A 26,859-nucleotide genomic window follows, 5' to 3' on the forward strand; every position below is an offset into this window, starting at 1 on the left:
ATGTCATCTTTATACAGACACGCTATTTTCGCTCAACCGCGCTTTGCCTTATACCAATATATCACTCATCCAAAGGAGTATATAAATGCGGAAGACACTGTATGAATCCCTCAGGATCGCGTTTCCAGAATTGAATGATACCGCAATTCCAGAAGAACAAGATGAGTTCGAGCACTTTGTACGTTGGTTGAATAGCGATTATTCAAACATTCAAAAAATAGAACTCGATGATTTTCGACAAAATGGTATTGATGAATGCCATCGACTCCAACAGTTAGGTATTGACTTAGACGAGCTGAAAAACCAAATTAATGATGATATGGCGTCTTTTTATCAAATGTATGACAGTGAGGAAGAAGAAACCTCAGACATGCATGGTTATGATTTTGAGTTTAGTTTTGATGTTATTTTTAACCACATTAAAATTTTTATCGAGCCATATGAACTCAGTTTGCTGGTTATTGAGCGGGAAAACCCTTATTGGCTGTTGGTACCGCATAATGATGAGCTGATCGATAGAATTATTGTTACATATAATCACACGTTCGGTGATGAAGAGCCGATGCAGCTCATAGAATAAAACCGCCTCGAAGGGCGGTTTTATGTATGTATTGAATCTTTTATTTTAAGAAACGTTGATAACCTAGGTTATTGGTAATTTCTTCATATGGATACGAAATACTTTCTAAGGTTTCAATCAAACCATCTGGGTTTTGTTTAGCATCACTTGCCTCTAAACCAACAAGGACACGACCTTCCGCAGCACCGTGGTTGCGGTAGTGGAATAGGGTAATGTTATGCGTAGGGCCAAGGCGTTCGAGGAACATTAACAGCGCACCTGGACGTTCAGGGAACTCAACACGGAACAAGCGCTCATTTTCAAGGTCTGCATGACCACCAATCAAGTAGCGAATATGCAGTTTTGCCACTTCATCATCAGATAAGTCATCGACATCGAACTGAGTTTTCAGCGCTTCAAAAATATCGTGACGCTCTTTTTCGCCGCCTTTTAAGCTAATCCCGACAAAGACTTGTGCTGCACTGGCATCGCTCGCACGGTAGTTAAACTCGGTGATATTACGACCTTGTAGTGCTCGGCAGAAATTCAGGAATGAACCTTTTTTCTCTGGAATGGTCACAGCAAAAATAGCTTCTTTACGTTCACCCAATTCAGTACGTTCTGCAATATAACGTAAACGGTCAAAGTTCATGTTGGCACCACATACAATTGAGACGATGTTTCGCCCAATCAACTCGTGAGTTTCAACATATTTTTTAATCCCTGCCAAGGCCATTGCACCTGATGGTTCAACAATGCTACGGCATTCATCATAGGTGTCTTTAATTGCGGCACAAATTTCATCGGTATTGACCAAAACCACTTCACGTTCAACGATCGGGCCTGAGTTATCCGACTTTTGTAATTGAATCACTTCAAATGGTTTTTCACCAATTTGCGCGACAGCCGTACCATCGGCAAATAGACCGACTTGAGGCAACACCACACGTTCACCCGCCTCAAATGCGGCTTTTAAACAGGCAGATTCGTCATACTCAACAGGAATGACTTTGACATGTGGTGCAACATCGCCTAAGTAGGCTGCTACACCAGCAATCAAACCGCCACCACCCACAGCGACGAAAACGTAGTCGACATCGCGCCATTGACGCAAAATTTCATTGCCAATCGTGCCTTGACCTGCCATGACCAGTTCATCATCATAGGGTGGAATAAAGCTCATACCGTCTTCTGCGGCACGTTGAATTGCGTATTTGTTTGCAACATCAAAAGAGTCGCCGTGGAGAACCACTTCACCGCCTAAGCGTTTGACCGCCTGGACTTTAATATCTGGGGTGGTTTTCGGCATCACAATAATGGCACGAATGCCGAGTTTTTTACCTGACAGTGCTACACCTTGGGCATGGTTGCCAGCAGATGCAGTAATCACACCACGTTCAAGTTGAGCTCTAGGAAGTTGGCTAATGCGGTTATAGGCACCGCGCAGCTTAAATGAAAAGACGGGTTGTAAGTCTTCGCGTTTGAAACGAATGTTGTTATTGAGTTTCTCACTAATTCGAGGTGCCGCTTCGAGTGGAGTTTCGATTGCAACATCGTAGACTGTTGCTTGTAATATTTGTCGAACCAAACGAGACAGCATGTTAATTTCCCATTTAACAGTTTAAAATAGAAGATCATTGTAACAAACCCCTGTACATTTGGGCTGTAAAATCAGCAACAAATGTCAAAAAATAGTTGAGCCAAATTATGAGTCTGTATGCTACCCAAGATGAAAAAAAGCAAGCTGCTGCAAAAGCTGCCTTAAAGCACTTACCTAAAGGTGGCATTTTAGGGGTGGGTACAGGCAGCACCGTTAATTTCTTAATTGAACTTTTACCAGAACTTCAGCTTGAAGCGGCTGTGGCAAGTTCAGAAGCAACGGCTGAGCGTTTAAAGAGATTAGGCATTGAAGTGGTTGATATGAACTCTGTCGGCGGTTTAGATGCCTATGTCGATGGTGCAGACGAAATTGACCGTCATATGCATATGATCAAAGGCGGTGGCGCCGCACTTACTCGCGAGAAAATTGTGGCTTCAATTGCGAGAAAATTTGTTTGTATCGTTGATGATTCTAAGTGGGTTGATCAATTGGGGCGTGACTTCCCACTTCCGATTGAAGTGATTCCAATGGCTCGTTCAGCTGTGGCACGTAAAATTGTAGCGCTCGGTGGTGATCCTGCTTACCGTGAAGGCGTGGTGACGGATAACGGTAACGTGATTTTAGACGTCTATAACCTGAACATCTTAAATGCGCTTGAGCTTGAAAAAACCATTAACGACATTCCAGGTGTAGTGTGTAATGGTATTTTTGCAATCAATAAAGCAGATGTGGCAGTTGTTGCAACAGACAGCGGTATTGAAGAACGTACCGCTGTTTAATTTTAAATCTTCCCTAAGCTCTTCTTTGAAAAAGAGGGGCTAAAAGCAAAAACATTTTTATCTTATGTTTTTCTCCCTCCTTTCAAAAGGAGGGTCGGGAGGATGATTCAATAAAAGAATAATATTAATGACCTTAGCAGACCTACCTGAAATTCAAATCACCCATCATGCACGTGCGACCCGGTTACGACTTCGTGTTGAACCGACTCAAATTCGTTTAACCGTGCCTAAATTTTGTAGCAAACGGCAAATTCAGGATTTTTTAAATCAATCTGAACAGTGGATGGTTGAAACGTGGCAGAAGCAACAAGCCAGTCTGCTACAGATAGATCAAACCCTTCCCATAGAGTTGCGCTTATTTAATCGCCAAAATGCTTTAACGGTGAGCTATAAAACACAAAAAAATGCGTATATTTTGGATCAGGATAATCACCAGCTTTGGATCAGTGACCGTCAGCCTGAAAGTTATTTAAAATCTTTTGTGATTGTATATGCCAAACAGCACTTGCCTATTTATTTGCAACAGATTAGTCATGAAACTGGTTTAAAATTTGCACAATGTTCAATTCGTCAACCCAAGACCCGCTGGGGGAGTTGTAGTGCCAAACACGACATTATGCTTAACAGTGCTTTAGTGTTGTTTCCTGAAGCCATTACCCGTTATGTCTGTGTGCATGAACTCGCACATACGCAACATTTTGATCATAGTGCACGTTTTTGGGCTGAAGTTGCTAAATATGATGCCGCTTTTCAACAGCATCGAAAAACCTTAAAAACAACCGCATTGCCGTATTGGTGGGCAAGCGTTTAAAGTTAATTTTACGTGCAAAATTTAAAAATAATTTCTTTTGACCGATTGAGCGTTATTCAAAAAATGCTCTAAACTTCATGATCTAAGGTAAACATTCCTCAATTTCAGTCCAAAGACCTCAAATGTGAATTTTACAGATATCCACTATTTTATATTAATCGTTCCAGCTTGCCTGATTTTAATGGGAAGTTTGCTTTTAATATGTCATTTTGCTTTTAGAGCTCCCTCATATTTATTGTGGCTCGGGCTTGGATATATTGTGCCTTCGTTTTCTGTGGCGGCACAAAGTTTTATGTCGAATAAGCAGTTGGCTTTGTCGGCACCCATTTTAGGCAGTATGTATTTGTTTGGTGCATGGGCCAGCGCCTATGCCATGGGCTTAAGAAAGAATGCCAATGCACGTCCATATTGGTGTTTGGCCTTGGTCGTGATGGCTTTACTTTCACTCAGTTATTATTCCTATGTAGATGATCAACTGTGGATCAGAATGCTGATTCTGAACATTTCAATTGCATTAGTTGAGTCTTTGGTTTTGTTTTCAATGTTTAAACATTATCAAGGGATTGATTTGCTCAATAAAATAGTCGATTTTTCTTACTTGTTTATTGTGCTGTATACCTTTGTTCGCGGAATCATTATTTTTCTCTTTTTAAGAAATATCGAAGCAGACATGCTGGCAAATTCAGTTTGGTGGCTGATGATGCTTGCTGCGAGCATTATCTTAAGTATGTGGTTTGCAATAGTGCTGCTCGGAACCTTGGTACGCGATATTATCCATCAACTCAATGATGAGCGGCTAAGAGATCCGCTAACACATTTATTCAATCGACGTGGCTTTAACGAAACCGCTAAACGAAAGTTGCATCAGCTCTCTAAACAACCTTATTTCTTGCTCATGTGTGATATTGACCATTTTAAGAAAATAAATGATACCTATGGGCATTTGGTGGGTGATCAAATTTTACAACAAGTCGGTGAAATTATTGGGCAAAATGTTCGTGCGCACGACTTGGTGGGGCATTTTGGCGGGGAAGAGTTCATTGTCTTATTGCAAATTGATGACCCCATGCTGGCTTAAAATATTGTCAATCGTATTCGTTTAGGTATTGCCGATGCACGATTATCCTCAAAAAATATTGCCGTGACAGCAAGTTTTGGACTGGCTGCAGTACATCATTCCAACTTAAAATACGCCATACATGCTGCCGATCAATTGTTATATCAGGCGAAACATGCGGGGCGAAATCAGATTGGTTTTGAGCCTGCACAGAGCCTATTGGATGTGTCTCATTAGGTGTCGATAGCAGTAAAAACGCATAAATTCCAAGTAAAACAGTTTAGAAAGCAGAAACTTCCTGTCATACTAGGCAGTTACGAAATGGACAGTTTAAGTTTGAGGTAATACACGTGATTTCAGTTGGTATTGTCGGCGGTACAGGTTATACAGGCGTTGAATTGTTGCGTCTTTTACTACGACACCCAAATGTGCAAGTAAGCGTATTAACATCGCGTACAGAAGACGGTCGCCGTGTAGATGATATGTTCCCAAGCCTACGTGGACATACCGAACTTAAATACTCAGATTTGAATATTGATGAACTGAAAAAATGTGATGTGGTGTTCTTTGCGACACCGCATGGCGTTGCCATGAAGTATGCCGAAGAGCTGGTGGCTGCAAATACTAAAGTGATTGACCTTGCCGCAGACTTTCGTTTACAAGACTTAGAACAGTTTGAAAAATGGTATGGTATGCAACATGCGTGCCCTGAGCTACTGAAAGACTCGGTTTATGGTTTGTCAGAATTAAACCGTGAGCAGATTAAACAAGCCAATGTCATTGGTAACCCTGGTTGTTATCCAACGACAGTACAACTGGGTTTAGCGCCGTTATTTAAGCAAAACGACACATTGGTTAAACCTGAAAGTATTATTATTGATGCAAAATCGGGTGTGTCTGGTGCAGGTCGTAAAGCCAGCCTTGGTATGATCTATTCTGAAAATGCAGATAATTTCAAAGCTTATGGCGTTGCAGGTCACCGTCATCATCCTGAAATTGTGGAAGCGTTGGAAAATATTTCAGGCTTAAAAGAGGTGTTTAACCACATTTTGTTTGTTCCGCATTTGGTGCCCATGATTCGTGGCATGCTGAGCACGATTTATGTGGACTTAACCGATGCGGGTGAAGCTGCTGATGTGCAAAGTTTATATGAACAGTTTTATGCCAATGAAGCTTTTGTCGATGTGATGCCTGCGGGAAGTTCACCAGAGACACGTTCTGTGCGGGGTGCAAATCAACTACGTATTGCGCTGTATAAACCACAACCGAAAAAATTAGTGGTCATTTCTGTACAAGACAATTTAGTTAAAGGGGCAGCAGGTCAGGCCGTTCAAAACATGAACTTAATGTTTGGGTTTGCTGAAACTGCAGGCCTAGACGGAATTGGTTTATTACCATAAAAAACGTTTTAAAACTTCACACACATTTAGATTTCGATTTAAATGTGTGTTTTGAATTGAATCAAAATAAGAGATGACGATGCCGAACACTGACACAAATATGACGTCACAACAGCCTGAACCTGCAAAGCCGTTTTTACAGACCAATAAGCCCTTGGCAATTGGTGCTGCAATATTGATGGTTGCAAGTGGGGTATTGGGCTATACCGTCGGACATCGTCAGGGTTTAACGGTGGTAGGTTTTGATGCAGATGCTGAGCAACTGGTGGAAGTGGTACAAAAGCAAAAGACCAGTCTGGATGCTTTAAATAAAAACTATAATGCTGCTGTTCAGGAGCGTGACGTTGCTGTAACCAATTCAAATGAGCTGTATTTGTCATTGCAAAAAGCTTTGGATCAACAAGCGCAATCTGAAACCACTGCTGTGATTTACCGTGAGGTTTTGCGTCAACGCGGTGGTATTCCACTGGCTGTGCAGCATATTGCGATTAAACCGTTGCCTGAAAATGCATTTGAATATCAACTTGACTTGGTTCAAGTTAGTCCATCTAAACGTGCAGCTTCAGGTACAGTTGAACTCCGACTCATTCGTGGTACAGAGGTTTTAGTTGTGCCTCTTGAAGACAAAAACTTTAACTTTGAAAACTATGAGCGCTTAACAGGGCGTTGGACGATGCCTAAAGGCTTTACGCCACAGTTTATCGAAGTCCGTTTAACAGGTAGCACACCAGTGACACGACGCTTTAGTTGGTCACGTGGTGAGGCCGTAGAAAGTCAATCTGCATTTGTCTCTGAAATCCCTCAGGCTGAGGCGAATGCACAATAATTGTGAATTGTAAGTTTATGGGTATCTCTAAGCGTTCAACGTGTTTAAATGAAATCAAGCAGTCTTTTCATGAATCTGGCTATGTCGATTGGCATATCAGCCCGCGCTTGAGCAATGATGAACCGCATGAAGAAGAAAATGGGGATGTCGCTGTCCAAACCGCGCCACCAGAACTTAAGCGTCCGCCACTCTATGCTGTCGTTTTAATGAACGATGACTACACCCCAATGGACTTTGTTATTGAAATTTTACAACAATACTTTGCTTTGAATCTTGACCAAGCCACTCAAGTAATGCTAACTGTACATTATGAAGGAAAAGGTGTTGCAGGCGTTTACCCGAGAGACATCGCGGAAACAAAAGCAAACCAAGTCAATAATTACGCTCGGTCTCAAGGTCATCCTTTACTTTGTCAGATTGAGCCGAAAGATTAAGGGGGTTCCATGCTCAGTCGTCAATTAGAAGTATCCTTACGTTTGGCTGTTAGTATGGCTCGACAAAAGAGACATGAATTCCTAACCGTTGAACATTTATTATTGGCTTTACTCGATAATGATTCGGCCGTAAATGCATTGAAAGCCTGTGGTGCAGATATTATTGTGCTTCGCAAAGAGCTTGAAGAATATGTAGAGCAGCACACCCCTAAACTGGGCGAAAACAGTGACCAAGCTCCGCATCCAACTGAAAGTTTTGACCGTATTTTACAACGTGCAATTTTCCATGTGCAATCAAGTGGTGGTGATCGTACAGTTGAAGGCGCAGATATTTTAGTGGCTATGTACTCTGAGCGTGACTCTTTTGCAGTCTACCTCTTAAAACGCCATCAAATTAACCGTTTAACTCTGACACAATACTTGGCCCACGGCACACGTAAAGACGAAGTGCAAGTGGAAGAAGAAATTGAAGATCTCGATGGTGAATCTGCTAGTTCAAGCAACGTAGGCCCTTTAGAGCTGTATACGAGCAACTTAAATGTTGAGGCACAAAAGGGTAAAACGGATCCTTTAATTGGTCGTGAAAAAGAAATTGAGCGTGCAGCACAAATTCTATGCCGTCGTCGTAAAAATAACCCGTTATTGGTCGGTGATCCTGGTGTCGGTAAAACATCGATTGCTGAAGGCTTAGCTTGGCTCATTGTTAATGGTAAAGCACCGAAACCATTGGCAAATGCTGAAGTGTATAGTTTGGACATTGGGGCTTTGGTGGCAGGAACCAAATACCGGGGTGACTTTGAAAAACGTTTAAAACAACTATTAAATGCCTTAAAAAAGAAACCTGATGCAATTTTATTTATCGATGAAATACACATGATTATTGGTGCAGGCTCAAGCATGGGCAGCACTATGGATGCATCGAATTTAATTAAACCTGCATTGGCAAATGGTACTTTGCGCTGCATTGGCTCGACCACTTTTCAAGAGTATCGTCAGGTATTTGAAAAAGACCATGCACTTTCACGCCGTTTCCAAAAGATTGATGTCAATGAGCCGTCTATTTCAGAAACGATTGATATTCTACGTGGTTTGAAGAGCAAGTTTGAGGATTTTCATCATGTTAAATATGATGACAAAGCTTTAATTTCTGCGGTTGAGCTGTCTGCGAAGTTCATTAATGATCGTTTCTTGCCGGATAAAGCCATTGATGTTATTGATGAAGCAGGGGCGCAACGTCGTCTGAAAGCCGAACAAGATGACACCTTAATTACCGTGGAAAATATTGAAGATATCGTGTCGAAAATTGCACGTATTCCACCCAAAACTGTGTCAAAAGATGACAAGACCGTTCTTGAGCATCTTGAACGTGATTTAAAACGTGTGGTCTTTGGTCAAGATGAAGCCATTGAAGCTTTAGGCTCAGCAATTAAGCTGTCGCGTGCTGGTTTAAAAACACCAGATAAACCTGTGGGTAGTTTCGTTTTTGCAGGCCCAACTGGGGTAGGTAAAACAGAAGTCACCAAGCAGCTTGCGAAATTACTGGGTGTTGAGCTGGTTCGTTTCGATATGTCGGAGTACATGGAGCGCCATGCGGTTTCACGTTTGATCGGTGCGCCTCCAGGTTATGTGGGCTTTGATCAAGGTGGTCTGTTGACCGATGCGATTCATAAAAATCCGCACTGTGTATTATTACTAGATGAGATTGAAAAAGCGCATCCAGACGTGTTTAACTTATTGCTACAAATCATGGATCATGGTTCATTGACCGATAACAATGGTCGTAAATCAGACTTCCGTAATGTGGTGTTGGTCTTGACCACAAATATTGGCGCGGAAAGTATTTCTCGCGTGAGTATTGGCTTCATGGATCAAGACAACAGTAATGATAACCAAGATGCGATGAAGAAAGCATTTTCTCCTGAGTTCCGTAACCGTTTAGACAGCGTGATTCAGTTTAAAGCTTTACCAACGACAGTAATTGAAAACGTAGTAGATAAGTTCTTAACTGAACTCCAAGCGCAACTGGATGAGAAAAAAGTCATTCTAGAAGTGGATCAAAGTGCGCGTGAGTGGATGGCTGAAAATGGCTATGACCGTTTAATGGGTGCTCGCCCAATGCAACGACTCATCCAAGAGCATTTGAAAAAACCACTGGCTGAAATGATTCTATTTGGTGAGCTTGCAGAACATGGTGGTAATGTTGCGGTCTCTGTGAAGAACGAAAATGGTAAAGCGGTGGGTTTAAAACTTGAAGTTTTTGAAGATCAAACGGCTGAACCTGCTTAAAGATCGCTACATAATTTAAAACCCGTGTTCGCACGGGTTTTTTATTGAAGAAGTATTTAACAGTTAGAAGTAATAAAAGTAGGTTGCATGGATATTCAATTGACGAAAGTTTTAAGTACATTTGTGCTGTTTTTGGTAACCGCTGTGATGGAAATATTAGGTTGTTATTTCCCTTATTTGATTTTAAATCAGGGAAGAAGTCATTGGTTGTGGATTCCTACAGCTTTAGCGCTAGGTGCTTTTGTCTGGTTGTTGACTTTACATCCGGCTGCATCAGGACGTATTTATGCCGCTTATGGCGGAATTTATATTTTTACCGCATTGCTATGGTTGCGTTATGTCGATCAAGTTTATTTATCCCGTTGGGACATAATGGGTGGGGCAGTGGTGTTGATTGGTGCGGCCATGATTATCTTACAACCGCAAGGATTGGTTCGCTAAAGTAGGGAACCAATCGCTAAAAAGGTACTATTTGATGCCACAATCTTTTTGCTTTAATTCTAAATCGTAGCTATTTTTCTCAGAGCTGAGCTGTAATTTGACAATGTAGGGGTTATGGCGTTGATATTGATGCTCGAAGAAAGTATTACAGTTTTGCACAACATTCTTTTTAATCACTTTTTGAACTTCTTTTGTGCCTAAATCTTGTTCAAACTGCGCGAAATCAGGGGTAATGATCAAACCCTTAAGCTCGGTACGGTCTGCATATAGGTTAAATTGTTCAATGATGGTGTTGTTATCAATTTCAATTGGGAGGGTTCGAGAATCTTCTGCGGTTAATACCGTTAATATTTCATTCAACGTTTCTGGTTGCTTAATTTTAAAATTTTGATCAATGATTTGTTTGGATTGTAAGTAGTCATCAAACTCTGAGGCTTGAACCTGAAAAAAAGTAGAGCTTAGAATTGTAGCAAGGCACAGGCCAGTTTTTTTGAAATGCATGGAAAGTGTCGCTTATAAAAATTATGTTCCGATTATAGCTTTGCCCGTATAAAAAAAGCACCCTTAGGTGCTTTTCGTTGGAAAATTAATTAATCTTTCTTGGTATTTTCATTGATTAAAAACTCAACCAGTGCTTTTTGAGCATGTAAGCGGTTTTCAGCTTCATCCCAAACTACAGCATTTTTATGGTCGAGCATCTTTTCAGAAATTTCTTCGCCGCGATGCGCAGGTAAGCAGTGCATAAATAAACAATCAGGATGAGCAAGATCCATAAGACGTTCATTCACTTGATAGTCTGCAAAAGCAGCTTCACGAATTTTTTGCTCTTCTTCTTGGCCCATGCTTGCCCATACATCAGTCACGATGAGGTTTGCATTTACGGCAGCATCTTCAGCTGAGTTCACCAGTTCTGCACAATGCGCAAATTCACTTAAAAATTCTGCTTTGGGTTCATAACCTTTAGGCGCAGCAATTTTTAATTTGAAGCCCCACATATGTGCAGCTTCAATATATGAATTACACATGTTGTTGCCATCACCAATCCACGCGACCGTTTTGCCTGCAATGGGCCCACGGTGTTCAACAAAAGTTTGAACATCTGCAAGTAGTTGGCAAGGGTGGTGATCATCGGTTAAAGCATTAATCACAGGAACTTTTGAATAAGAGGCAAAACGTTCAACAATGTCATGTCCAAAAGTACGGATCATCACAATATCCAACATGCTTGAAATCACGCGTGCTGAATCTTCAATGGGTTCACCACGACCCAATTGGGTGTCTCGTGGAGAGAGGAAAATTGCACTGCCACCAAACTGGCTCATGCCTGCTTCGAACGATACACGGGTACGGGTGCTCGATTTTTCAAAAATCATACCCATGACTTTACCAACAAACGGTTGGAATACTTCGCTGTTGTGCTGTTTACGCTTTAGTTCGATACCGCGTTGCACAACTTGGTTCAGTTCTAAAGTAGATAAATCGCGTAAGGTAAGAAAGTGACGTAGAGCCATTGTTACTCCACAATAATTGCTGAAAACCGAAATAGGTACAGAACAACAATTAGTTGTTGGTTGGTGAAAAGAAAAAAGAGAGTCGATTAATATACTATATGCAAAGGAAATTGCAAAAAAACTAGACTTTTTGATGACCTGCTAAGAAACGATCTACACAATAATGAACATATTCTAGATTTTCTTGTTCATTTTCTTCAACATAGATGTTCATGAGTACTCGCCACTCTAATTCACGCACAATGCCAAAAAAAAGCTGTGCAGAATAATTCGGGTGTTCACATCGAATAATGCCTATTTCATCTGCTTTGGTTAAAACACAAGCCACGGCATCTTCAATATGTTTAGGCCCTTGTTTGTGAATATGAAAGGCCAACTGTGGATTACGTTGTACTTGTTCCATAATGAGTCTTAAAAAAGAGGCATTTTCTGGAAGCACAAGATGCGTTTGAATATTTAAAATGGTTTGTATTAAATAAACGCGCAAATTGTCCTTAGTAAAATCAAAAGGTATACAAATATCTTTAAAAAACAGCTCACGACGGTAGTCACAAATGGCTGTAAAAAGACCGTCTTTATTTCCAAAATATTTGTAAATCGATGCTTTTGAACCACCCGCATGATTGACAATATCATCAAGTGAAACTGCATCGTAGCCATGTTGCAAAAACAACTCGTTTGCACTTAATAAAAATGCAAGACAGCGTTCATGACCTCGTTTTGTGTGAGGTATGTCACGTGTAAGGGGTTCTAGTTGAACTGAGTCGTGCATATAACTAACAACAGCCTAATAAATGTGGATCTCTAGTTGCTATCATAGCAAAAATATGTACACATTGTTGTTTTGGGGCTTAACTGTTTACCACTAAACCTCAGTGCGTGGAAGAAAATTACACAATAAAAGCGTGAACCATGGGACTAAAGTTTTAGAGTTTTCATTCTAAAATGTCATAGCCAATTCAGTCATTATGGCTATACTCAAAACTCGAAAATTAAAGTAAATGCCGTGGAAAGGACGATGACAGAACAAAAATCTGCAGGCTTAAGATTTAGACAAGCACTAGAAGTGGAAAAACCATTACAAATTATCGGTACAGTCAATGCTTATGCAGCAATGATGGCGAAACAGGTGGGCTACAAGGCCATCTACCTTTCGGGTGCTGGTGTAGCCAACTACTCTTATGGATTGCCTGACTTAGGCATGACCAGTCTGGATAATGTTTTGGAAGATGTACGTCGTATTACCGAACGTGTAGACACCCCATTACTGGTCGATATCGACACCGGTTGGGGTGGGGCATTTAACATTGCCCGCACTGTGAAACAAATGATTGCCGCAGGCGCAGCCGCAGTGCACATCGAAGACCAAGTAGCACAAAAACGCTGTGGCCACCGTCCAAACAAAGAAATCGTCACCCAACAAGAAATGGTCGACCGCGTAAAAGCGGCTGTCGATGCTAAAACCGATGCAAACTTTGTGGTGATGGCACGTACCGATGCTCTACAAAAAGAAGGCCTACAAGCGGTAATTGACCGTGCCTGTGCCTGTGTAGAAGCCGGTGCTGATGCGATCTTTGCCGAAGCCATGACTGACATTACCATGTACAAAACCGTCTGTGATGCAGTCGGTGTCCCTGTATTGGCCAACATCACCGAATTTGGCGATACCCCATACTACACCAAAGAACAACTGGCAGAACAAGGCATCTCGATGGTGCTGTACCCACTGTCACCGACCCGTGCCATGCAAAAAGCAGCACTGGAAGTCATGCATGCCATTCGCAATGACGGTACCCAAGTCAACGTTCTCGACAAAATGCAACAGCGCAAAGAACTCTACGAATTTCTGGATTATCACACCTTTGAAAACACATTAGACAAGCTGTTTAAACAGGAGAATTAAAAATGGCTGAAGGAAAAGTCCTCACAGGCGCAGGATTGCGCGGACAAGTCGCAGGAAAGACAGCACTATCAACCGTAGGCAAAAGCGGAGCAGGTCTAACCTACCGTGGTTATGACGTCCAAGACTTAGCAGAAAACTGCCAGTTTGAAGAAGTCGCTTACCTAATCTTCTTTGGTGAACTGCCAACAGCAGAACAACTCACCGCTTACAAAGCTAAACTCAAATCACTGCGCCAACTGCCACAAGCACTTAAAGAAGTCCTTGAGCGTATCCCAGCAGATTCACACCCAATGGATGTGATGCGCACGGGCGTATCGATGCTGGGCAACCTAGAAACAGAACAATCTTTTGCAGAACAGCAAGATGTTGCAGACCGCATTCTTGCAACCCTTCCAGCAATCATTTGCTACTGGTACCGCTTTAGCCATGATGGCGTACGCATTGAAGAAAACACCGATGACGATTCAATCGGTGCTCAATTCCTACACCTACTTCGTGGTGAAAAACCAAATGAACTGCATGAGCAAGTGATGAACGTATCACTGATCCTCTATGCAGAGCATGAATTCAATGCATCGACCTTCACCGCACGTGTATGCGCATCAACCTTATCCGATATGCATTCATGCATTACCGGTGCAATTGGTTCACTACGTGGTCCATTACATGGTGGAGCAAATGAAGCAGCGATGGAAATGATTGAAAACTGGACGTCACCTGAAGAAGCTGAGCGTGAAATGCTGGGCAAATTGGAACGTAAAGAAAAGATCATGGGCTTTGGACATGCAATCTACAAAGACAATGACCCACGTAATGGCATCATTAAAATTTGGTCAGAGCGCTTAGCCAAAGATGTCGGTGACACGGTCCTGTACCCAGTTTCAGTCCGTTGTGAAGAAGTGATGTGGCGTGAGAAGAAACTGTTCTGTAACGCAGACTTCTTCCATGCATCGGCATACCACTTCATGGATATTGCGACCAAACTCTTCACACCAATCTTCGTGATGAGCCGTGTCACGGGTTGGGCTGCTCATGTGATGGAACAACGTGCGGACAACCGTATTATTCGCCCAAGTGCGGATTATACGGGGCCTGAACTGCGTAAAGTGGTGCCAATTGAAGAACGTTCAGCGGCTTAATATAAAGCTCTGATACATTATTAAAAAAAGCCTCTTCGGAGGCTTTTTTTATATGCAATTTTTTTGTTGATTTTTCTCAGGGGTTAATTCATATAAATATTTAATTTTAATGAAATAATCTGTAAATAAAAGAATAGAGTTGCTATAATCTCGACCGTTTATTTCTTCATTTTTATTGTAATTTACTTTATGAAACATAAGTTTTTGTGTGCATCAGCACTGTTTTTGGGGTTGTCTCATTCTGCTTTAGCCATGCCATTTGACCCGCTTATTGGAACATGGAAAGTGATTGATGATCGGACTGGGTATTACATTTCAGATATTGTGATTCGTAAGAATTCTAAAACATCACAATATAGCGCAGTGGTGACCAAGTACTATCCTTTGGCTGGGGTGCCTGTAAGTGATGTGTGCAGTAAGTGTCAGGGTGGACTTAAGGATAAACCGATTTTTGGTATGCAAGTGCTGAATGGCTTAGTGGGTGATGCAACAGGTCAAAAATTCGCAAAAGGTCAATGGCTGAATCCTCAAGATGGCCGTGTGTATAACATCAATATTGCGCAGTTAAATGCTGGTAAAGATCAGATGAAGGTACAAGCCACAGCAAAAGATGCGAAAGGTTTGAGCAACATGACATGGAAAAAGCTTTAAGTCTTTTGCTTGTATCGATAAAGCCATTGAACTTTCATAGTGCGGTGGCTTTTTTTTAGTGATAAAAAAGCTGGAAGGGTATTTTCTAGACTTGTTGAATCCGTATAAAAAGGAAAAATCATCTTTCGGAGTGCGTGGTCAAAGAAAATGTAGTCTATTTAATCGATGAGATGTACGTCATGACAGAGAGATGATTAAGATTTACTTAATTGATAATGATAACTATTATTGTGTATTAAGCTTCGGTATCTCATGGCTGTATATACGAAAAATGACTCATCTTTATAGAAAGATTTTTATTACTGTGCTTTTGCGAATTTTTGGTTCGTTGTTGATCTTGGGTACAAGCTTAAGTGCTTATGCGAAACCTGAAATAAAACCTTTGCCTGCCAATATTGCAGAAATAGGCTCGGCGTATTACAGTTTTAAAGTCAAAGAATTTACAACTACAGATCCAAATAAAACTTATAGCGTTTGGTTAGGTATTCCAAAGACAGTACAGAAGAAGCAGAACGCGTGTGCATCGGTCTTTATGCTGGATGGGAACGCTGCGATGTCCTATCTGAATGAAGAAATACTTAAGTCTTTGTATGAAAATGATGCCCCTGTATTGGTTGCTATTGGTTATAAAACCAATTTGCCATTTGCCACAGCTCTTCGTTCACTTGACTATACTCCAGCAGATTTATTAACTGGAAAACCCGCCCAAGATCCACGAAATCCAGAGCGAATGAGCGGGGGAAGTGCTGATTTTAGAAATGTGATTTTGAAGGACATCGCTCCTTGGGTTGAGCAGAATGTAAAGCTGGATGCGCAAAAAAGAGCGTTATGGGGGCATTCCTATGGAGGGCTTTTTGTGCTTGATAGCTTGCTCGATGGTCGTTATTTCAGCCATTTCTTTGCTGCAAGTCCATCACTTTCTTGGGCGGATGAGCGCATGATGCAAAAAATTAGAGCCGTAAAATTAGTCAAAGAGCCACAAAAACATGTATGGCTGATGGAAGGTGATCTTTTAATACATACTGGAGCACAGCAAAGCGCTAATTTTGATGCAAATGGCATCAATAAAAATAGAGAAATTTTGTCTATATTCGATCAGCAGGGCGTAGAGGCTAAATTTTTAATCTATCCAAATCTAAAGCATGGTGAGGTGTTTAAAGCATCTTTATTAGACGTGCTTTCAAATAAATTGTATTGATGGTATTTAAACTATCCGAACATAAAGAAAAGCCTGACCATATGATCAGGCTTTTATTCTCAACAACGTTAAACAGGATTTTGTTCCAGTAGTACTTGGCCATATTGAGCACGGAGTTCACGTTTTAGCATTTTACCCGTACCGCTCAGTGGAATACTGTCGACAAAAATCACACGGTCAGGGATCTGCCATTTCGCAATTTTATCAGTATAGTAGTCTAAGACACCTTGTTCAGTGACCGTGCTATCGGGTTTCTTCACAGCGATGACAATAGGACGCTCATCCCATTTTGGATGTTCAGCTGCAATAACGGCTGCCATAAGAATGTCTGAATGTCCCATCGCAAGGTTCTCAAGTTCAACCGATGAAATCCATTCGCCGCCAGACTTAATTAAATCTTTAGAGCGGTCACTGATGCATAAGAAGCCGTCTTCATCTAAGGTTGCAATATCACCTGTGTCAAACCAGCCATCGGTCGTGAGGGCAGATTCATCTTTACCAAAGTAACTGTCAATAATCCAGTGGCCTTTAATTTGTAGATTTCCAATCTGCTCACCATCGCGGACAATTTCATGGTTGCCTTTTTCTTCATCGGTAAGACGTAAATCTACGCCAAAAGGCGGACGGCCTTGAGAAAGACGTAGCTTGAAACGCTCTTGTTCAGAGAGCTGTTGATGTTTGGCTTTAAGTTGGTTGGCAGAGCCTAAAGGACTGGTTTCGGTCATGCCCCATGCATGGATGGTGTCACAGTTATAGTCATTTTTAAAGGCCGCTAACATGGATGGTGGGCAGGCTGAACCACCGACAACGTTACGGTTCATACTTGCTAGCTGGCTGCCTGTTTGTTTGGCTGCTGCCAGTAAACCTTGCCAAATGGTTGGTACACCCAAAGCCACAGTGACTTTATATGTGTCAATCATATTCACTAAACTTGGCCCATCTAAGCCTGGCCCTGGTAATACAACCGTACAACCGACCATAGCTGCTGCATAAGGTGTACCCCAAGCATTAACATGGAACATTGGCACTACAGGCAACATAATGTCATTTGCAGACAGATTGAGAGAATCGGGTAGGCTAATGGCAAAACTATGCAAAATGGTGGAGCGGTGGCTATATAGTACACCTTTTGGATTTCCAGTTGTGCCTGAGGTATAGCACAAAGAGCTTGCAGTTTGCTCATCAAAGCTTGGCCAAGTGAACTGTTCAGACTGTTTGCTGACCAAGTCATCATAAAATTTTACATCGGCAATTTTTTCTGCAATAGCATCATCTGTGGCATCTAGGCAAATAAAGTGTTCTACATGGGGTAAGTGTGCTTTTACTGCAGCAATAAGTGGCGCAAAGGTTTTATCAAATAACACCACGCGGTCTTGGGCATCATTGATAATAAAAATCAGTTGTTCTGGAAATAAACGTGGGTTGATAGTATGGCAAATATAACCACTGCCAGAGATCGCATACCAAGATTCTAGGTGACGATGGTTGTTCCATGCGATGGTCGCCACGCGGTCACTTTGAGAAAGCCCTAAATCTTTGAGTACATTGGCAAATCGCTTAGAATTGACTGCGACGTTGGCCCAGTTGGTTTCAGTGATACTGCCGTCTGTATTTTTAGAAATAATGGCTGTATCCGCATGGTAGCGTTCTGCGTGATCAATAAGATTGCTAATTAATAGCGGTTGAAACATCATACGTCCAAGCATGTATAAATATCCTTATCGTTGCTTTTTTATCAAATTCTTTATTGGTTGCTCGAAACATCTGTTTTGAGCATTCAGTGTATTTTTATCCTAGCTTGATCCAAATTTAAATCAAGCATTCTTTCAATCTCAGCATCATTTAAAAAATGATGTGATGCAGAACCACAAGTAAATGAAAAGCATCATTTAAAAAAGTAAATGACCATTTATCACTTTATGCTGTTATTCGACAAAAGGCACTTGAAATTTATAAAAAGTATGTTTAAAACTGTGTATAGCTCATGAGATATGAGTTGTGGGTATTTCAGGAAGATATACCTATTTTAAGAAGCGAATTTTTAAAAAATCATTTACAGGAGTTAAAAATGCTTCAGTTGTTTAAAAAATTATTTTGCATCCACGTTTATGAATATGAACAAATGACTGAAATAGGGGAGCATATGGAATGCCGAAAGTGTGGTGATTCTAAAACCGACTAATCATCTTAAGGAAAAGTGAGCGTAGGCTCACTTTTTAATGCCTGTATTTTTTTATGGCTTAGTTCGACTGAATTGACGCAGAACGGCTTACAATAGCCCAATAACAGTGTTAGCGTATTCGGATGATGACTAAAAATTTTCAAGCACAGACTTATATTGTCGATGATAATTTGAGTGATACCTTAAGTTGGCTGTGTCAGCATCAAGAGTGTTTTGATTCTTTTCACTATGACGCGATTCGCCAAACGTTAACTGTACGCCATGCCAATGGTGAAGATGAGATCTTCCAAGGCGATTATCTGAATGCCAGTTATGGTATTTTAATTACTGCGCATAATTTTGCTCGGTCGCCTGAAGGTTAAATAGATAGACATTAAAAAAGCCCCATACTGAATAAGGAGCTTTTTTATGCTTAGTAAATCTTGGGAATTAGCTTGCCATGGCATCTAGGCTAAGGTCTGCCACCGTTGGTTTTGGCTTTTCTGCTACTAAACCTAATTTAGTGAACAGTTGACGGTCCTTACCTTCGCCTGCATTTGGTGTGGTCAGTAGTTTCTCACCTGAGAACAACGAATTTGCCCCCGCCATAAATGCAAGTGCTTGGTCTGAGTCAGAAAGTGCTTCACGACCTGCAGATAGGCGGATATAGCTGTGCGGCATGATAATGCGCGCAACAGCAATGGTACGAATCCATTCCGTCAAATCGAGTTTTTCAACATCTGCCAGTGGCGTGCCTTCAATTGGAACCAACATGTTGATTGGCACAGATTCTGGATGAATTGGCATGGTTGCAAGCTCTTGCAATAAACCAATACGGTCTTCTTTCTTTTCACCTAGACCAACGATACCACCGCTACACACTTTCATACCTGCTTGACGGACATATTCTAAGGTATTTAAACGATCGTCAAAGGTACGAGTACTAATAATATGTGAATAATACTCGCGTGAAGTGTCGAGGTTATGGTTGTAATAATCTAAACCTGCATCTTTTAAACGCCCAGCTTGAGACTCATTCAGCATCCCTAAAGTCATGCAAGTCTCTAAACCAAGAGCTTTCACTTCTTTAACCATTTCTAGTACGTAAGGCATGTCACGTTCATGTGGATTCCGCCAAGCTGCGCCCATACAAAAACGAGATGAGCCTGAGGCTAAAGCTTCTTTGGCTTCTGAAATCACTTTGTCTACAGCAATGCGTTTTTCGGCTTCAAGTTTTGAGTCATAACGTGCTGACTGAGAACAGTACTTACAGTCTTCAGGACATTTACCTGTTTTAATCGACAATAAAGTACTGACTTGAATGGTGTTGGCTTGGAAATGTTGGCGATGTACGGTCTGCGCTTGAAAGACGAGATCAAGAAAAGGCTGATCATACAAAGCTTCGATTTCTTCACGCGTCCAATCATTGCGTAGGTTCATAATGGCGATCCATTTTTAATTCTAACTTGTATACATCATACATTTAACGTGCCAACTTAAAAGGCATTATTGCTCATTTTTAATAGTATCTCCCGATTATGTTTTTAATTTTATCTTTTTATGAGATTGTAAAAATAGTTGCAAAGTTGAGCGTTTTTCCGGAAATTTGGCCACAAAATTCTATTTATTTGGATTTTGAGTTACACTGAAAATGCAGCTAAATAGATAAAATAAATAAAATTATGCAAGCAAATGGCTATTTGATTGAACTTTTATTGATTGAGTCTGTTTGAAGCAAGTTTTAGTGCTTTTTCATCAGTTGCTCTTGGATGGCCCAGTCAATATGGACTTGCACAATATCGTTAAGCTCTGGGCGAGAAGCTTGTAATTGCTGCAATATTTCATCTGAAAATGGTGCATTACCTAGACCAATCGCGACGTTACGCATAAAGTTTTGGTAGCCTGTACGACGTAGGGGACTCCCTTCTGTATTTGCCATAAAAGTGTTTTCATCCCATTGCCAAAGGTCAATTAGTTGAATGTCATCCAAACCATGACGCGGGTTAAAATCATCAATTGGTGTGGTTTTGGCAAAGCTATTCCATGGGCAAATGAGCTGACAGTCATCGCAACCAAACACACGGTTACCAATACCGCGGCGTAGTTCTTCAGGAATAATGCCTTGAAACTCAATAGTTAAATAGGCAATGCATTTACGCGCATCTAATAAATAAGGCTCAACAATGGCTTGGGTCGGGCAAATATCAATACACGCGCTACATGAACCACAGTGTTTGGTGGTGGCTTGGTCAAAAGGTAGCTCTAAAGAGGTGAAGAGCTCGCCCAAAACAAAAAATGAGCCTGATGTTTTATGAATGAGTAAGGTGTGTTTACCGACCCAGCCCATGCCCGCATTTTCAGCCAATGATTTTTCAAAAATGGGTGCCGAGTCTGCAAAGGGGCGAGATTCAAAATCGCTAACTTTGGCTTTGATTTTCTGAGAAAGGGTCTTTAAACGCCCACGCATGACTTTGTGATAGTCACGTCCGCGTGCATAACGCGCAATGATGGCGCTATTTGGTGCAAAAGGCACAAGACGTGGTTCAGGAACGGCTACCAAATAATCCATACGCACACAAATAATACTTTTGGTGCCCGGAACAAGCAGTGTTGGATCTGCGCGTTTTTCTAAGTTTTCAGCAAGAAAATGCATGTCACCATGATAACCAAGTTCTAAATATTTTTTAAAACGCGGCAATTCAACTTGAGCATCTGGTTTGGCGATGACACAATCAGAAAATCCCAAAGCCAGTGCTTCAGCTTTAATCCAAGCCTTAAGCTGCTCTGGATCATATTGATCTACAGGGATTTTTGAGGAAGATGTGGATGTTGTCATAACCAAGAACAAAGGAAAAATCATGCATCAGCAAGTGTACCACAGCAGTGAGATTCAAGCATGGGAAGGACGTTGGTTCGCGCAGCAAAATAGCGCTTATGGGCTGATGCAACAAGTCGCATGGGCAACAACTGAACATATGCTGCCTAGGCTTAAACAGCAGCAAGTCAAAAGCGTTGCGGTGTGTTGTGGTCAAGGCAACAATGCAGGTGATGGTTACTTGATTGCATCGTATCTAGCCGCGCAAGGTTATGACGTTGAAATTTATGCAGCTGCTTTGGGAGAGTCTACTTCACTGCAACAAGCACATGCAGCAGCTGTGCAACAGGGGATAATGATTCATACCGGTTTTGCTTTTCAACACCCTTATGATGCGTATATTGATGCTTTGTTTGGCATTGGGTTAAACCGTGAACTCAGTTCAGACTGGCAGGCAGTGATTCAGCAGATTAATAGACAAACAGGTTTAAAAATTGCGGTTGATATTCCAAGTGGTTTGCAGGCCAACACGGGACAAGCTTTACCTTGTGCAGTTGTCGCCGATTATACCTTTACGGCTCTGGGCTTAAAGGCGGGTTTATTTACTGGGCTGGGTAAAGCTTATGCAGGAGTCGTTGAGCTTATTTCGCTACTTCCTGTAGACAATGCTTTAAAACCTTTAGCTTCACTTGCTCCACAGCATGTGCACCTTGTACCGCGTCAAGCCTTTGGACATAAAGGAAGCTATGGGCACGTACTGGTGATTGGGGGACATGCACAGATGGGGGGTGCAGTGATGTTAGCCGCTGAAGCTGCCTTTCATGCGGGTGCTGGCAAGGTGACCGTGGTATGTGATGCAAAACACCATACTGCAATTTTAGCTCGTGCACCCAATATTATGCTGCGCGATATTAACCAAATGTCGCTCCAAGAGCGTACAGCGTTGGTGGCACATGTGGATGCAGTCAGTTTTGGTATGGGCTTGGGAAGAGACTCGTGGGCTCAGCAGCAGTTTGATGCATGGTTTCCACTCATTCAAACCAGTGCTTTGCAGGTGGTATTAGATGCAGATGCTTTATGGTTTTTGGCTGAGAAGCCAGTAAAGCTTGGTAAACAGGTGTACGCAACACCGCATCCTGGGGAGGCTGCGACTTTACTCGGTATCAGTACTTCAGCGGTGGAGTCCGACCGTATCGCAGCTATTTATGCTTTACAAGAAAAATATGCAGGGCAATGGGTGCTGAAAGGTTCAGGAAGCTTGATTTTAGATACGCAACTTTGGATTTGTACCGCAGGTAATCCGGGGATGGGGACAGGTGGAATGGGTGATGTATTGGCAGGCATGATTGCCAGTTTAAAAGCACAGTTGAAAGATGACATTGCATTACATCAAATTGTGACCTTACATGCCCAAGCAGGTGACCTTTTGGCTCAGCAAGGTGAGCGTGGTTTACAAGCGCAGCAAATGAGTCAAGCTATTTATACGGTCGTGAACCGAGAGCATACAGTATGAAAGCAGTAAAACTGACCATATCGGGAAAAGTTCAGGGTGTTGGATATCGACGCTGGTTTGCACAATATGCTGTTGCTTTAGGTTTAAAGGGTTATGTACTGAATTTGGCTTCAGGTGCAGTTGAAGCGTTGCTTTTGGGTGATGATGGTATGGTTGCCGAACTGGTGAATCTCGCTAAAGTCGGGCCAACTCATGCGGTAGTCACGGATGTGTTCATCATAGAACTTGCTTCAGAACAGCAAAGATTTACAGATTTTCAAATACGTCGCGAATGACTAAGTATTCAAAAATAAAAAAAGGGCGAAAGTTTAACTTTCGCCCTTTTTTAAGATGTTAAATCTTAGTGGTGGTGACCACCAGCACCGTGCGCATGGCCGTGCTGTAATTCTTCTTCAGTTGCATCGCGGATTTCTACGATTTCAACTTCGAAAGTTAAGTCTTGACCAGCAAGTGGGAAGTTCGCATCAACAATTACGTTTTCGCCTTCAACTGCTTTTACAGTTACGATTTGAACGCCATCATCAGTTTGAGCTTGGAACTGCATACCCGCTTGGATGTTGTCTACGCCTTGGAACATTTGCGCTGGAACTTCTTGAACGAGTTCAGGGTTGTATTCGCCATAACCTTCAGCAGCAGGAACAGTAACAGTGAATTTTTCACCTACAGTTTTGCCTAGCAATGCATTTTCTAAACCTGGGATGATGTTACCTGCGCCGTGCAAATATGCAAGTGGTTCACCTTGTGATTGGTCTAGCGTTTCGCCTTCAGCGTTAGTCAATTTGTAGTTGAAAGAAACCACGTGATCATTTGCGATAGCAGTCATGTTTTTCGTCCATTCATTTAGAATTTAAGGGGTATATCATAAAGTGAAAAGCAGCTTTTGTAGACTAAATTTAGCAAAAAACTGCATTTTCCACGTTCTTATGGCGTTTTTTTATTAGTGGGGACGCATTTTTAGATTTCAATGCAATTTTATTTTCGGACCGACTTTTTTATTCATCAGGTCTTTTGCAGTCATCAGCCCAGCTTGGGTATAGCCATGTAAGGTGGCCTGATGGAGTCGATATAAAGAAACATACATGGTTTTTGCCAGCACGCCTTGCACATTGACTTGGCCCAGTAGCTCGCCCACAGCTTTATATTGACTGAGGGAAACCAAAGAGCCTTTGTCAGAAAATTTAAACATCGGCAAAGACTGACCACGAATGCGCGCTTTGAGCGCTCGAACCAAAAAGGCAGCTTGTTGGCTGGCCACTTGAGCGCGTGGGCCAAGGACTGGTTCATCGGCCGCAGGCTGGCAGTGGGCGCAATCACCAAAGGCAAAAATGTTGGGGTCGGAACGGGTTTGCAAAGTCGCATAGACTTTAAGACGGCCAATCGCATCTTTTTCAAAACCTTCAAGCGCATTTAAAACGACAGGTGCTTTGACGCCTGCTGCCCAAACTTTAAGATCGGCATCGATTTGTGAGCCATTGGCAAAATAGACATGGTCTTTATCTAACTTGGCAACACGGTGATGGGTGAGGACTTCAACGCCAAGCTTTTCCAATTGGGTATGTGTGTGTGTTGCCATTTTGGTGGATAGGGCGGGAAGAATGCGATCCGCTGCCTCAATCAAGGTCACTTTGACTTTGTTTGGGTCAATTTTATTGAGACCGTATTTAAAAAAGGTACTTTTCGCATGGACCAATTCGGCAGCAAGCTCGACTCCTGTGGCACCTGCACCAATAATCACAATATTGAGTGCGCGTGTTTCGGGGCGGTTTTGTGCATCTAAATACAAATGTAGAAGGTCTTGCTGGAAAATTTCAGCTTGCTGGCGACTGTCGAGGAAGTGGCAGTAATGTTTAGCGCCTTCGGTCGCAAAGTCGTTAGAGGTCGAACCGACGGCTAGGACTAAGGTGTCGTAGTTGAGTTCAAACTGCGTGGTTTCCGTGCTTTGTTTGGCATATTGGCGTGCTTCAAGTTTTACTTGTTTATGTTCTTGGTCTAAGCCGACAAAACGACCCAAAACAAACTCATAGTGATGCTTAGACGCATGTGCAAAATAATTAATTTCTTCAACACTTGGGTTGAGTGTACCTGCCGCAATTTCGTGGAGTAAGGGTTTCCAGATGTGGGTGAGGTTTTGATCGACGAGGGTGATTTTCACCCACTTGGATTTTGCGAAGCTGTCACCGAGTTGCGTTGCTAACTCTAGACCACCAGCTCCACCGCCAATAATAACAATATGGTGTGGCACTTGTTCTGTTTGTACAGCCATATAAAGCAACCTATTTATTATTAAAAAAAAGAAGATGACATTGAATATGCCATCTTCTTGATTTATTGATAATTAGATTGTCTTACAAGTTACATAAAGTATAAAACTCGGGATACTGCTCGAACTTAACCGAGTGTATAGGTTTTTACTTTAGGTTCATCGCTTGATAAAAATGGAAACAAGCCTTTGAACCAAAACATTAGACGCTGGAAAATATTGGCTTCTTCAATTTGTACATCTTCTTCAATGGTGAACGTTTGAATGAGCTGATTGTTTTGATAGACCTGCACTTTCGCCAGTTGCATCACTTCAGCCAGCGGAGCGGTCAGCTTGTTTTGCAACACTTCAATATTGAAATGCGTTTTTGTGGACTCTAATGGATCAATGCGTTGAATAGTACCATTGCCTGTATTGAGCATAATGCGTTGGTTGGTCTGGTCAAAGGCATGTAAGTCAATGGCATATGGTTGATCGTACAGTGATGTAGTCACAATTTTCGGTTGCTTACTTTCCACTTTGAACATTTTCAACGTCGATTTGACTACTGGCAGTTCAGCAATAATTTGCTTATCTTTCAGCGCAACTTCGTTACGAGTATAGGTATAAGACAAATTCATGAGGTTGTGTGCAACTTCAGCACGCTTAGCTGCACTTTCTGTACCCAAAACAATGACCACCAAGCGACGGTTTGGATTGTCTGGATTCATGGTCGGGCGGTTTGCTGTCAGTGCTAAGTTATATCCCGCTGCTTTGGTATAACCTGTTTTTAAGCCATCTACTGTCGGGTCTTGTTTTAACAGAATATTGGTTGCACGGTGAAAGCGTTGGTTATAGCTAAAACTTTGCTGTTTTGAATAGTGTAAATAGTCTGGTGTTTCATTCACCAAGGCTTGGCCTAATAGCGCTAAATCATGTGCAGTCGAATAGTGCTCTGGCATGGTGATACCCGCAGGATTTTGGAAATGCGTTTCAGTCATTCCCAGTGCTTTGGCTTCTTGGTTCATTCGTGCAACAAAGTTTGGAATATCACCCGAGATGCGTTCCGCTAAAGTCACTGCTGCGTCGTTGGCAGACATGACCACTAAACCCGCTAGAAGTTGATCCACAGAAATCTGTTCACCTTGTTTTAAGTACATTTGGGACTCATCCCACATCACCGTACTGACCACAGGTGTTGCGGTAAGAATTTCGCTCTTATTGAGCTTCCCTGCATTAATTTCTTTGAGTGCAATATACGCCACCATCATTTTGGTGAGCGAAGCGGGCGCACGTTGAACATGACTATTATGCTCTGCAATGACTTGCCCCGATTGGCTGTCAAAAACTGTCCAAGCTTGAGCTTCAACTGTTTCAGGAACAATATTGAGCAATGCCGCTTGAGTGAAACTTGAACATAAGGCGAAGAGTGTAGCGATGAAGTAGATGACAGCTTTCAATGAAATTCCCTAACCAAGCCATTCCGTGACTTTTAAACCTAAAACAGCTGCAAATGCTATGCCTTTTTTTCCTCAA

General features: G+C 41.9%; 25 protein-coding genes and 1 pseudogene. 16 read left to right on the forward strand and 10 right to left on the reverse strand.

Translation table 11 applies throughout. The features are described from left to right. Nucleotides 1-85 precede the first annotated feature (85 nt). Nucleotides 86-580, forward strand: coding sequence for a hypothetical protein (locus ACF8FD_RS10935; RefSeq protein WP_062033183.1), 495 nt, complete (start codon nt 86-88; stop codon nt 578-580). Nucleotides 581-620: 40 nt separating this feature from the next. Here the strand turns inward: ACF8FD_RS10935 and ilvA are convergent, their stop codons facing one another. Then, entirely contained in the window at nt 621-2,159 is a 1,539-nt protein-coding gene (gene ilvA, locus ACF8FD_RS10940) for a threonine ammonia-lyase, biosynthetic (RefSeq protein WP_205667953.1), read from the reverse strand. Between the two features lie 107 nt (nt 2,160-2,266). On the opposite strand from ilvA, the gene rpiA reads away from it, so the two are divergent. From rpiA to ACF8FD_RS10980, 8 genes and pseudogenes are all read left to right on the forward strand, one after another. Next, nucleotides 2,267-2,938, forward strand: coding sequence for a ribose-5-phosphate isomerase RpiA (rpiA, locus tag ACF8FD_RS10945; protein WP_125273336.1), 672 nt, complete (start codon nt 2,267-2,269; stop codon nt 2,936-2,938). A 127-nt stretch (nt 2,939-3,065) separates the two neighbouring features. Then, entirely contained in the window at nt 3,066-3,749 is a 684-nt protein-coding gene (locus ACF8FD_RS10950; RefSeq protein WP_148825882.1) for a SprT family zinc-dependent metalloprotease, read from the forward strand. A gap of 181 nt (nt 3,750-3,930) precedes the next feature. Beyond that, nucleotides 3,931-5,043 (forward strand): annotated as a pseudogene (locus ACF8FD_RS10955) (GGDEF domain-containing protein). Between the two features lie 107 nt (nt 5,044-5,150). Further along, on the forward strand, nt 5,151-6,206 hold the full coding sequence (gene argC, locus ACF8FD_RS10960; RefSeq protein WP_171522870.1) for an N-acetyl-gamma-glutamyl-phosphate reductase: 1,056 nt from the start codon (nt 5,151-5,153) through the stop codon (nt 6,204-6,206). A gap of 79 nt (nt 6,207-6,285) precedes the next feature. After that, nucleotides 6,286-7,032 carry a DUF6776 family protein gene (locus ACF8FD_RS10965; RefSeq protein ID WP_004696694.1) on the forward strand — a complete coding sequence of 249 codons (747 nt, stop codon included), beginning with the start codon at nt 6,286-6,288 and terminating at the stop codon, nt 7,030-7,032. A 17-nt stretch (nt 7,033-7,049) separates the two neighbouring features. After that, nucleotides 7,050-7,466 (forward strand): ATP-dependent Clp protease adapter ClpS, encoded by a 417-nt coding sequence (gene clpS, locus ACF8FD_RS10970; protein ID WP_004981811.1) that lies wholly within the window; start codon nt 7,050-7,052, stop codon nt 7,464-7,466. A gap of 9 nt (nt 7,467-7,475) precedes the next feature. Further along, the gene (clpA, locus tag ACF8FD_RS10975) at nt 7,476-9,752 is read left to right on the forward strand and encodes an ATP-dependent Clp protease ATP-binding subunit ClpA (RefSeq protein WP_234304848.1); all 2,277 of its coding nucleotides are present in this window, start codon (nt 7,476-7,478) and stop codon (nt 9,750-9,752) included. Between the two features lie 87 nt (nt 9,753-9,839). Continuing rightward, a complete protein-coding gene (locus ACF8FD_RS10980) occupies nt 9,840-10,193 on the forward strand; it encodes a YnfA family protein (protein WP_005401079.1) in 354 nt (117 codons plus the stop codon). Between the two features lie 27 nt (nt 10,194-10,220). On the opposite strand, the gene ACF8FD_RS10985 is transcribed toward ACF8FD_RS10980, so the two are convergent. From ACF8FD_RS10985 to ACF8FD_RS10995, 3 genes are all read right to left on the reverse strand, one after another. Continuing rightward, nucleotides 10,221-10,694: a hypothetical protein gene (locus tag ACF8FD_RS10985; protein ID WP_004981805.1), complete on the reverse strand. Its 474-nt coding sequence runs from the start codon at nt 10,692-10,694 to the stop codon at nt 10,221-10,223. A gap of 89 nt (nt 10,695-10,783) precedes the next feature. Continuing rightward, a complete protein-coding gene (argF, locus tag ACF8FD_RS10990; protein ID WP_004981801.1) occupies nt 10,784-11,704 on the reverse strand; it encodes an ornithine carbamoyltransferase in 921 nt (306 codons plus the stop codon). A 121-nt stretch (nt 11,705-11,825) separates the two neighbouring features. Further along, nucleotides 11,826-12,476, reverse strand: a complete 651-nt coding sequence (locus ACF8FD_RS10995; RefSeq protein WP_078388813.1) for a TetR/AcrR family transcriptional regulator — start codon at nt 12,474-12,476, stop codon at nt 11,826-11,828. 246 nt (nt 12,477-12,722) lie between these two features. On the opposite strand from ACF8FD_RS10995, the gene prpB reads away from it, so the two are divergent. From prpB to ACF8FD_RS11015, 4 genes are all read left to right on the forward strand, one after another. Beyond that, nucleotides 12,723-13,607: a methylisocitrate lyase gene (prpB, locus tag ACF8FD_RS11000; protein ID WP_062033198.1), complete on the forward strand. Its 885-nt coding sequence runs from the start codon at nt 12,723-12,725 to the stop codon at nt 13,605-13,607. A 2-nt stretch (nt 13,608-13,609) separates the two neighbouring features. Beyond that, a complete protein-coding gene (gene prpC / locus ACF8FD_RS11005) occupies nt 13,610-14,746 on the forward strand; it encodes a 2-methylcitrate synthase (protein WP_058951806.1) in 1,137 nt (378 codons plus the stop codon). 189 nt (nt 14,747-14,935) lie between these two features. Beyond that, nucleotides 14,936-15,397, forward strand: coding sequence for a DUF2147 domain-containing protein (locus tag ACF8FD_RS11010; protein ID WP_205667956.1), 462 nt, complete (start codon nt 14,936-14,938; stop codon nt 15,395-15,397). A 271-nt stretch (nt 15,398-15,668) separates the two neighbouring features. Next, complete coding sequence (locus ACF8FD_RS11015; RefSeq protein WP_205668113.1) at nt 15,669-16,595, forward strand: alpha/beta hydrolase; 927 nt, start codon at nt 15,669-15,671, stop codon at nt 16,593-16,595. Nucleotides 16,596-16,663: 68 nt separating this feature from the next. Here the strand turns inward: ACF8FD_RS11015 and ACF8FD_RS11020 are convergent, their stop codons facing one another. Continuing rightward, nucleotides 16,664-18,301, reverse strand: coding sequence for a long-chain-fatty-acid--CoA ligase (locus ACF8FD_RS11020; RefSeq protein WP_125273346.1), 1,638 nt, complete (start codon nt 18,299-18,301; stop codon nt 16,664-16,666). A gap of 601 nt (nt 18,302-18,902) precedes the next feature. Here ACF8FD_RS11020 and ACF8FD_RS11025 point away from each other — a divergent pair. Further along, nucleotides 18,903-19,139 carry a hypothetical protein gene (locus ACF8FD_RS11025; protein WP_159127959.1) on the forward strand — a complete coding sequence of 79 codons (237 nt, stop codon included), beginning with the start codon at nt 18,903-18,905 and terminating at the stop codon, nt 19,137-19,139. A 67-nt stretch (nt 19,140-19,206) separates the two neighbouring features. Here ACF8FD_RS11025 and bioB read toward each other — a convergent pair whose 3' ends face one another. Then, a complete protein-coding gene (gene bioB / locus ACF8FD_RS11030; protein WP_058869775.1) occupies nt 19,207-20,196 on the reverse strand; it encodes a biotin synthase BioB in 990 nt (329 codons plus the stop codon). A gap of 301 nt (nt 20,197-20,497) precedes the next feature. Next, nucleotides 20,498-21,592, reverse strand: a complete 1,095-nt coding sequence (gene queG / locus ACF8FD_RS11035) for a tRNA epoxyqueuosine(34) reductase QueG (protein ID WP_392453391.1) — start codon at nt 21,590-21,592, stop codon at nt 20,498-20,500. 22 nt (nt 21,593-21,614) lie between these two features. Here queG and ACF8FD_RS11040 point away from each other — a divergent pair, with 22 nt between their 5' ends. Together ACF8FD_RS11040 and ACF8FD_RS11045 are read left to right on the forward strand one after the other, a co-directional pair. Next, nucleotides 21,615-23,084 (forward strand): NAD(P)H-hydrate dehydratase, encoded by a 1,470-nt coding sequence (locus ACF8FD_RS11040; RefSeq protein WP_234304849.1) that lies wholly within the window; start codon nt 21,615-21,617, stop codon nt 23,082-23,084. Then, nucleotides 23,081-23,359, forward strand: coding sequence for an acylphosphatase (locus ACF8FD_RS11045; RefSeq protein WP_234304850.1), 279 nt, complete (start codon nt 23,081-23,083; stop codon nt 23,357-23,359). Before ACF8FD_RS11040 ends, ACF8FD_RS11045 begins: the two co-directional genes overlap by 4 nt. Nucleotides 23,360-23,424: 65 nt before the next feature. Here the strand turns inward: ACF8FD_RS11045 and slyD are convergent, their stop codons facing one another. From slyD to ACF8FD_RS11060, 3 genes are all read right to left on the reverse strand, one after another. Beyond that, nucleotides 23,425-23,907 carry a peptidylprolyl isomerase gene (gene slyD / locus ACF8FD_RS11050; RefSeq protein ID WP_004696728.1) on the reverse strand — a complete coding sequence of 161 codons (483 nt, stop codon included), beginning with the start codon at nt 23,905-23,907 and terminating at the stop codon, nt 23,425-23,427. Between the two features lie 138 nt (nt 23,908-24,045). Further along, nucleotides 24,046-25,347 (reverse strand): NAD(P)/FAD-dependent oxidoreductase, encoded by a 1,302-nt coding sequence (locus tag ACF8FD_RS11055; protein ID WP_234304851.1) that lies wholly within the window; start codon nt 25,345-25,347, stop codon nt 24,046-24,048. A gap of 125 nt (nt 25,348-25,472) precedes the next feature. Then, nucleotides 25,473-26,783: a D-alanyl-D-alanine carboxypeptidase PBP6B gene (locus ACF8FD_RS11060; protein ID WP_078424945.1), complete on the reverse strand. Its 1,311-nt coding sequence runs from the start codon at nt 26,781-26,783 to the stop codon at nt 25,473-25,475. Nucleotides 26,784-26,859 lie beyond the last annotated feature (76 nt).

The organism is Acinetobacter sp. TYF_19 (assembly GCF_043105125.1).
In the GTDB taxonomy this organism is placed as follows: Bacteria; Pseudomonadota; Gammaproteobacteria; order Pseudomonadales; family Moraxellaceae; genus Acinetobacter; species Acinetobacter johnsonii.

Coding starts and splice junctions, on each gene's coding strand:
- ACF8FD_RS10950 (WP_148825882.1), top strand. CDS start 3,066: ATGACCTTAGCAGACCTACCTGAAATTCAAATCACCCATCATGCACGT.
- ACF8FD_RS11025 (WP_159127959.1), top strand. CDS start 18,903: ATGACTAAAAATTTTCAAGCACAGACTTATATTGTCGATGATAATTTG.
- prpC (WP_058951806.1), top strand. CDS start 13,610: ATGGCTGAAGGAAAAGTCCTCACAGGCGCAGGATTGCGCGGACAAGTC.
- ACF8FD_RS10935 (WP_062033183.1), top strand. CDS start 86: ATGCGGAAGACACTGTATGAATCCCTCAGGATCGCGTTTCCAGAATTG.
- ACF8FD_RS11045 (WP_234304850.1), top strand. CDS start 23,081: ATGAAAGCAGTAAAACTGACCATATCGGGAAAAGTTCAGGGTGTTGGA.
- ACF8FD_RS11015 (WP_205668113.1), top strand. CDS start 15,669: ATGACTCATCTTTATAGAAAGATTTTTATTACTGTGCTTTTGCGAATT.
- ACF8FD_RS11040 (WP_234304849.1), top strand. CDS start 21,615: ATGCATCAGCAAGTGTACCACAGCAGTGAGATTCAAGCATGGGAAGGA.
- clpS (WP_004981811.1), top strand. CDS start 7,050: ATGGGTATCTCTAAGCGTTCAACGTGTTTAAATGAAATCAAGCAGTCT.
- ACF8FD_RS10980 (WP_005401079.1), top strand. CDS start 9,840: ATGGATATTCAATTGACGAAAGTTTTAAGTACATTTGTGCTGTTTTTG.
- ACF8FD_RS11010 (WP_205667956.1), top strand. CDS start 14,936: ATGAAACATAAGTTTTTGTGTGCATCAGCACTGTTTTTGGGGTTGTCT.
- clpA (WP_234304848.1), top strand. CDS start 7,476: ATGCTCAGTCGTCAATTAGAAGTATCCTTACGTTTGGCTGTTAGTATG.
- argF (WP_004981801.1), bottom strand. CDS start 11,704: ATGGCTCTACGTCACTTTCTTACCTTACGCGATTTATCTACTTTAGAA.
- queG (WP_392453391.1), bottom strand. CDS start 21,592: ATGACAACATCCACATCTTCCTCAAAAATCCCTGTAGATCAATATGAT.
- prpB (WP_062033198.1), top strand. CDS start 12,723: ATGACAGAACAAAAATCTGCAGGCTTAAGATTTAGACAAGCACTAGAA.
- ilvA (WP_205667953.1), bottom strand. CDS start 2,159: ATGCTGTCTCGTTTGGTTCGACAAATATTACAAGCAACAGTCTACGAT.
- ACF8FD_RS10965 (WP_004696694.1), top strand. CDS start 6,286: ATGCCGAACACTGACACAAATATGACGTCACAACAGCCTGAACCTGCA.
- ACF8FD_RS11020 (WP_125273346.1), bottom strand. CDS start 18,301: ATGCTTGGACGTATGATGTTTCAACCGCTATTAATTAGCAATCTTATT.
- ACF8FD_RS10995 (WP_078388813.1), bottom strand. CDS start 12,476: ATGCACGACTCAGTTCAACTAGAACCCCTTACACGTGACATACCTCAC.
- slyD (WP_004696728.1), bottom strand. CDS start 23,907: ATGACTGCTATCGCAAATGATCACGTGGTTTCTTTCAACTACAAATTG.
- ACF8FD_RS10985 (WP_004981805.1), bottom strand. CDS start 10,694: ATGCATTTCAAAAAAACTGGCCTGTGCCTTGCTACAATTCTAAGCTCT.
- ACF8FD_RS11055 (WP_234304851.1), bottom strand. CDS start 25,347: ATGGCTGTACAAACAGAACAAGTGCCACACCATATTGTTATTATTGGC.
- rpiA (WP_125273336.1), top strand. CDS start 2,267: ATGAGTCTGTATGCTACCCAAGATGAAAAAAAGCAAGCTGCTGCAAAA.
- bioB (WP_058869775.1), bottom strand. CDS start 20,196: ATGAACCTACGCAATGATTGGACGCGTGAAGAAATCGAAGCTTTGTAT.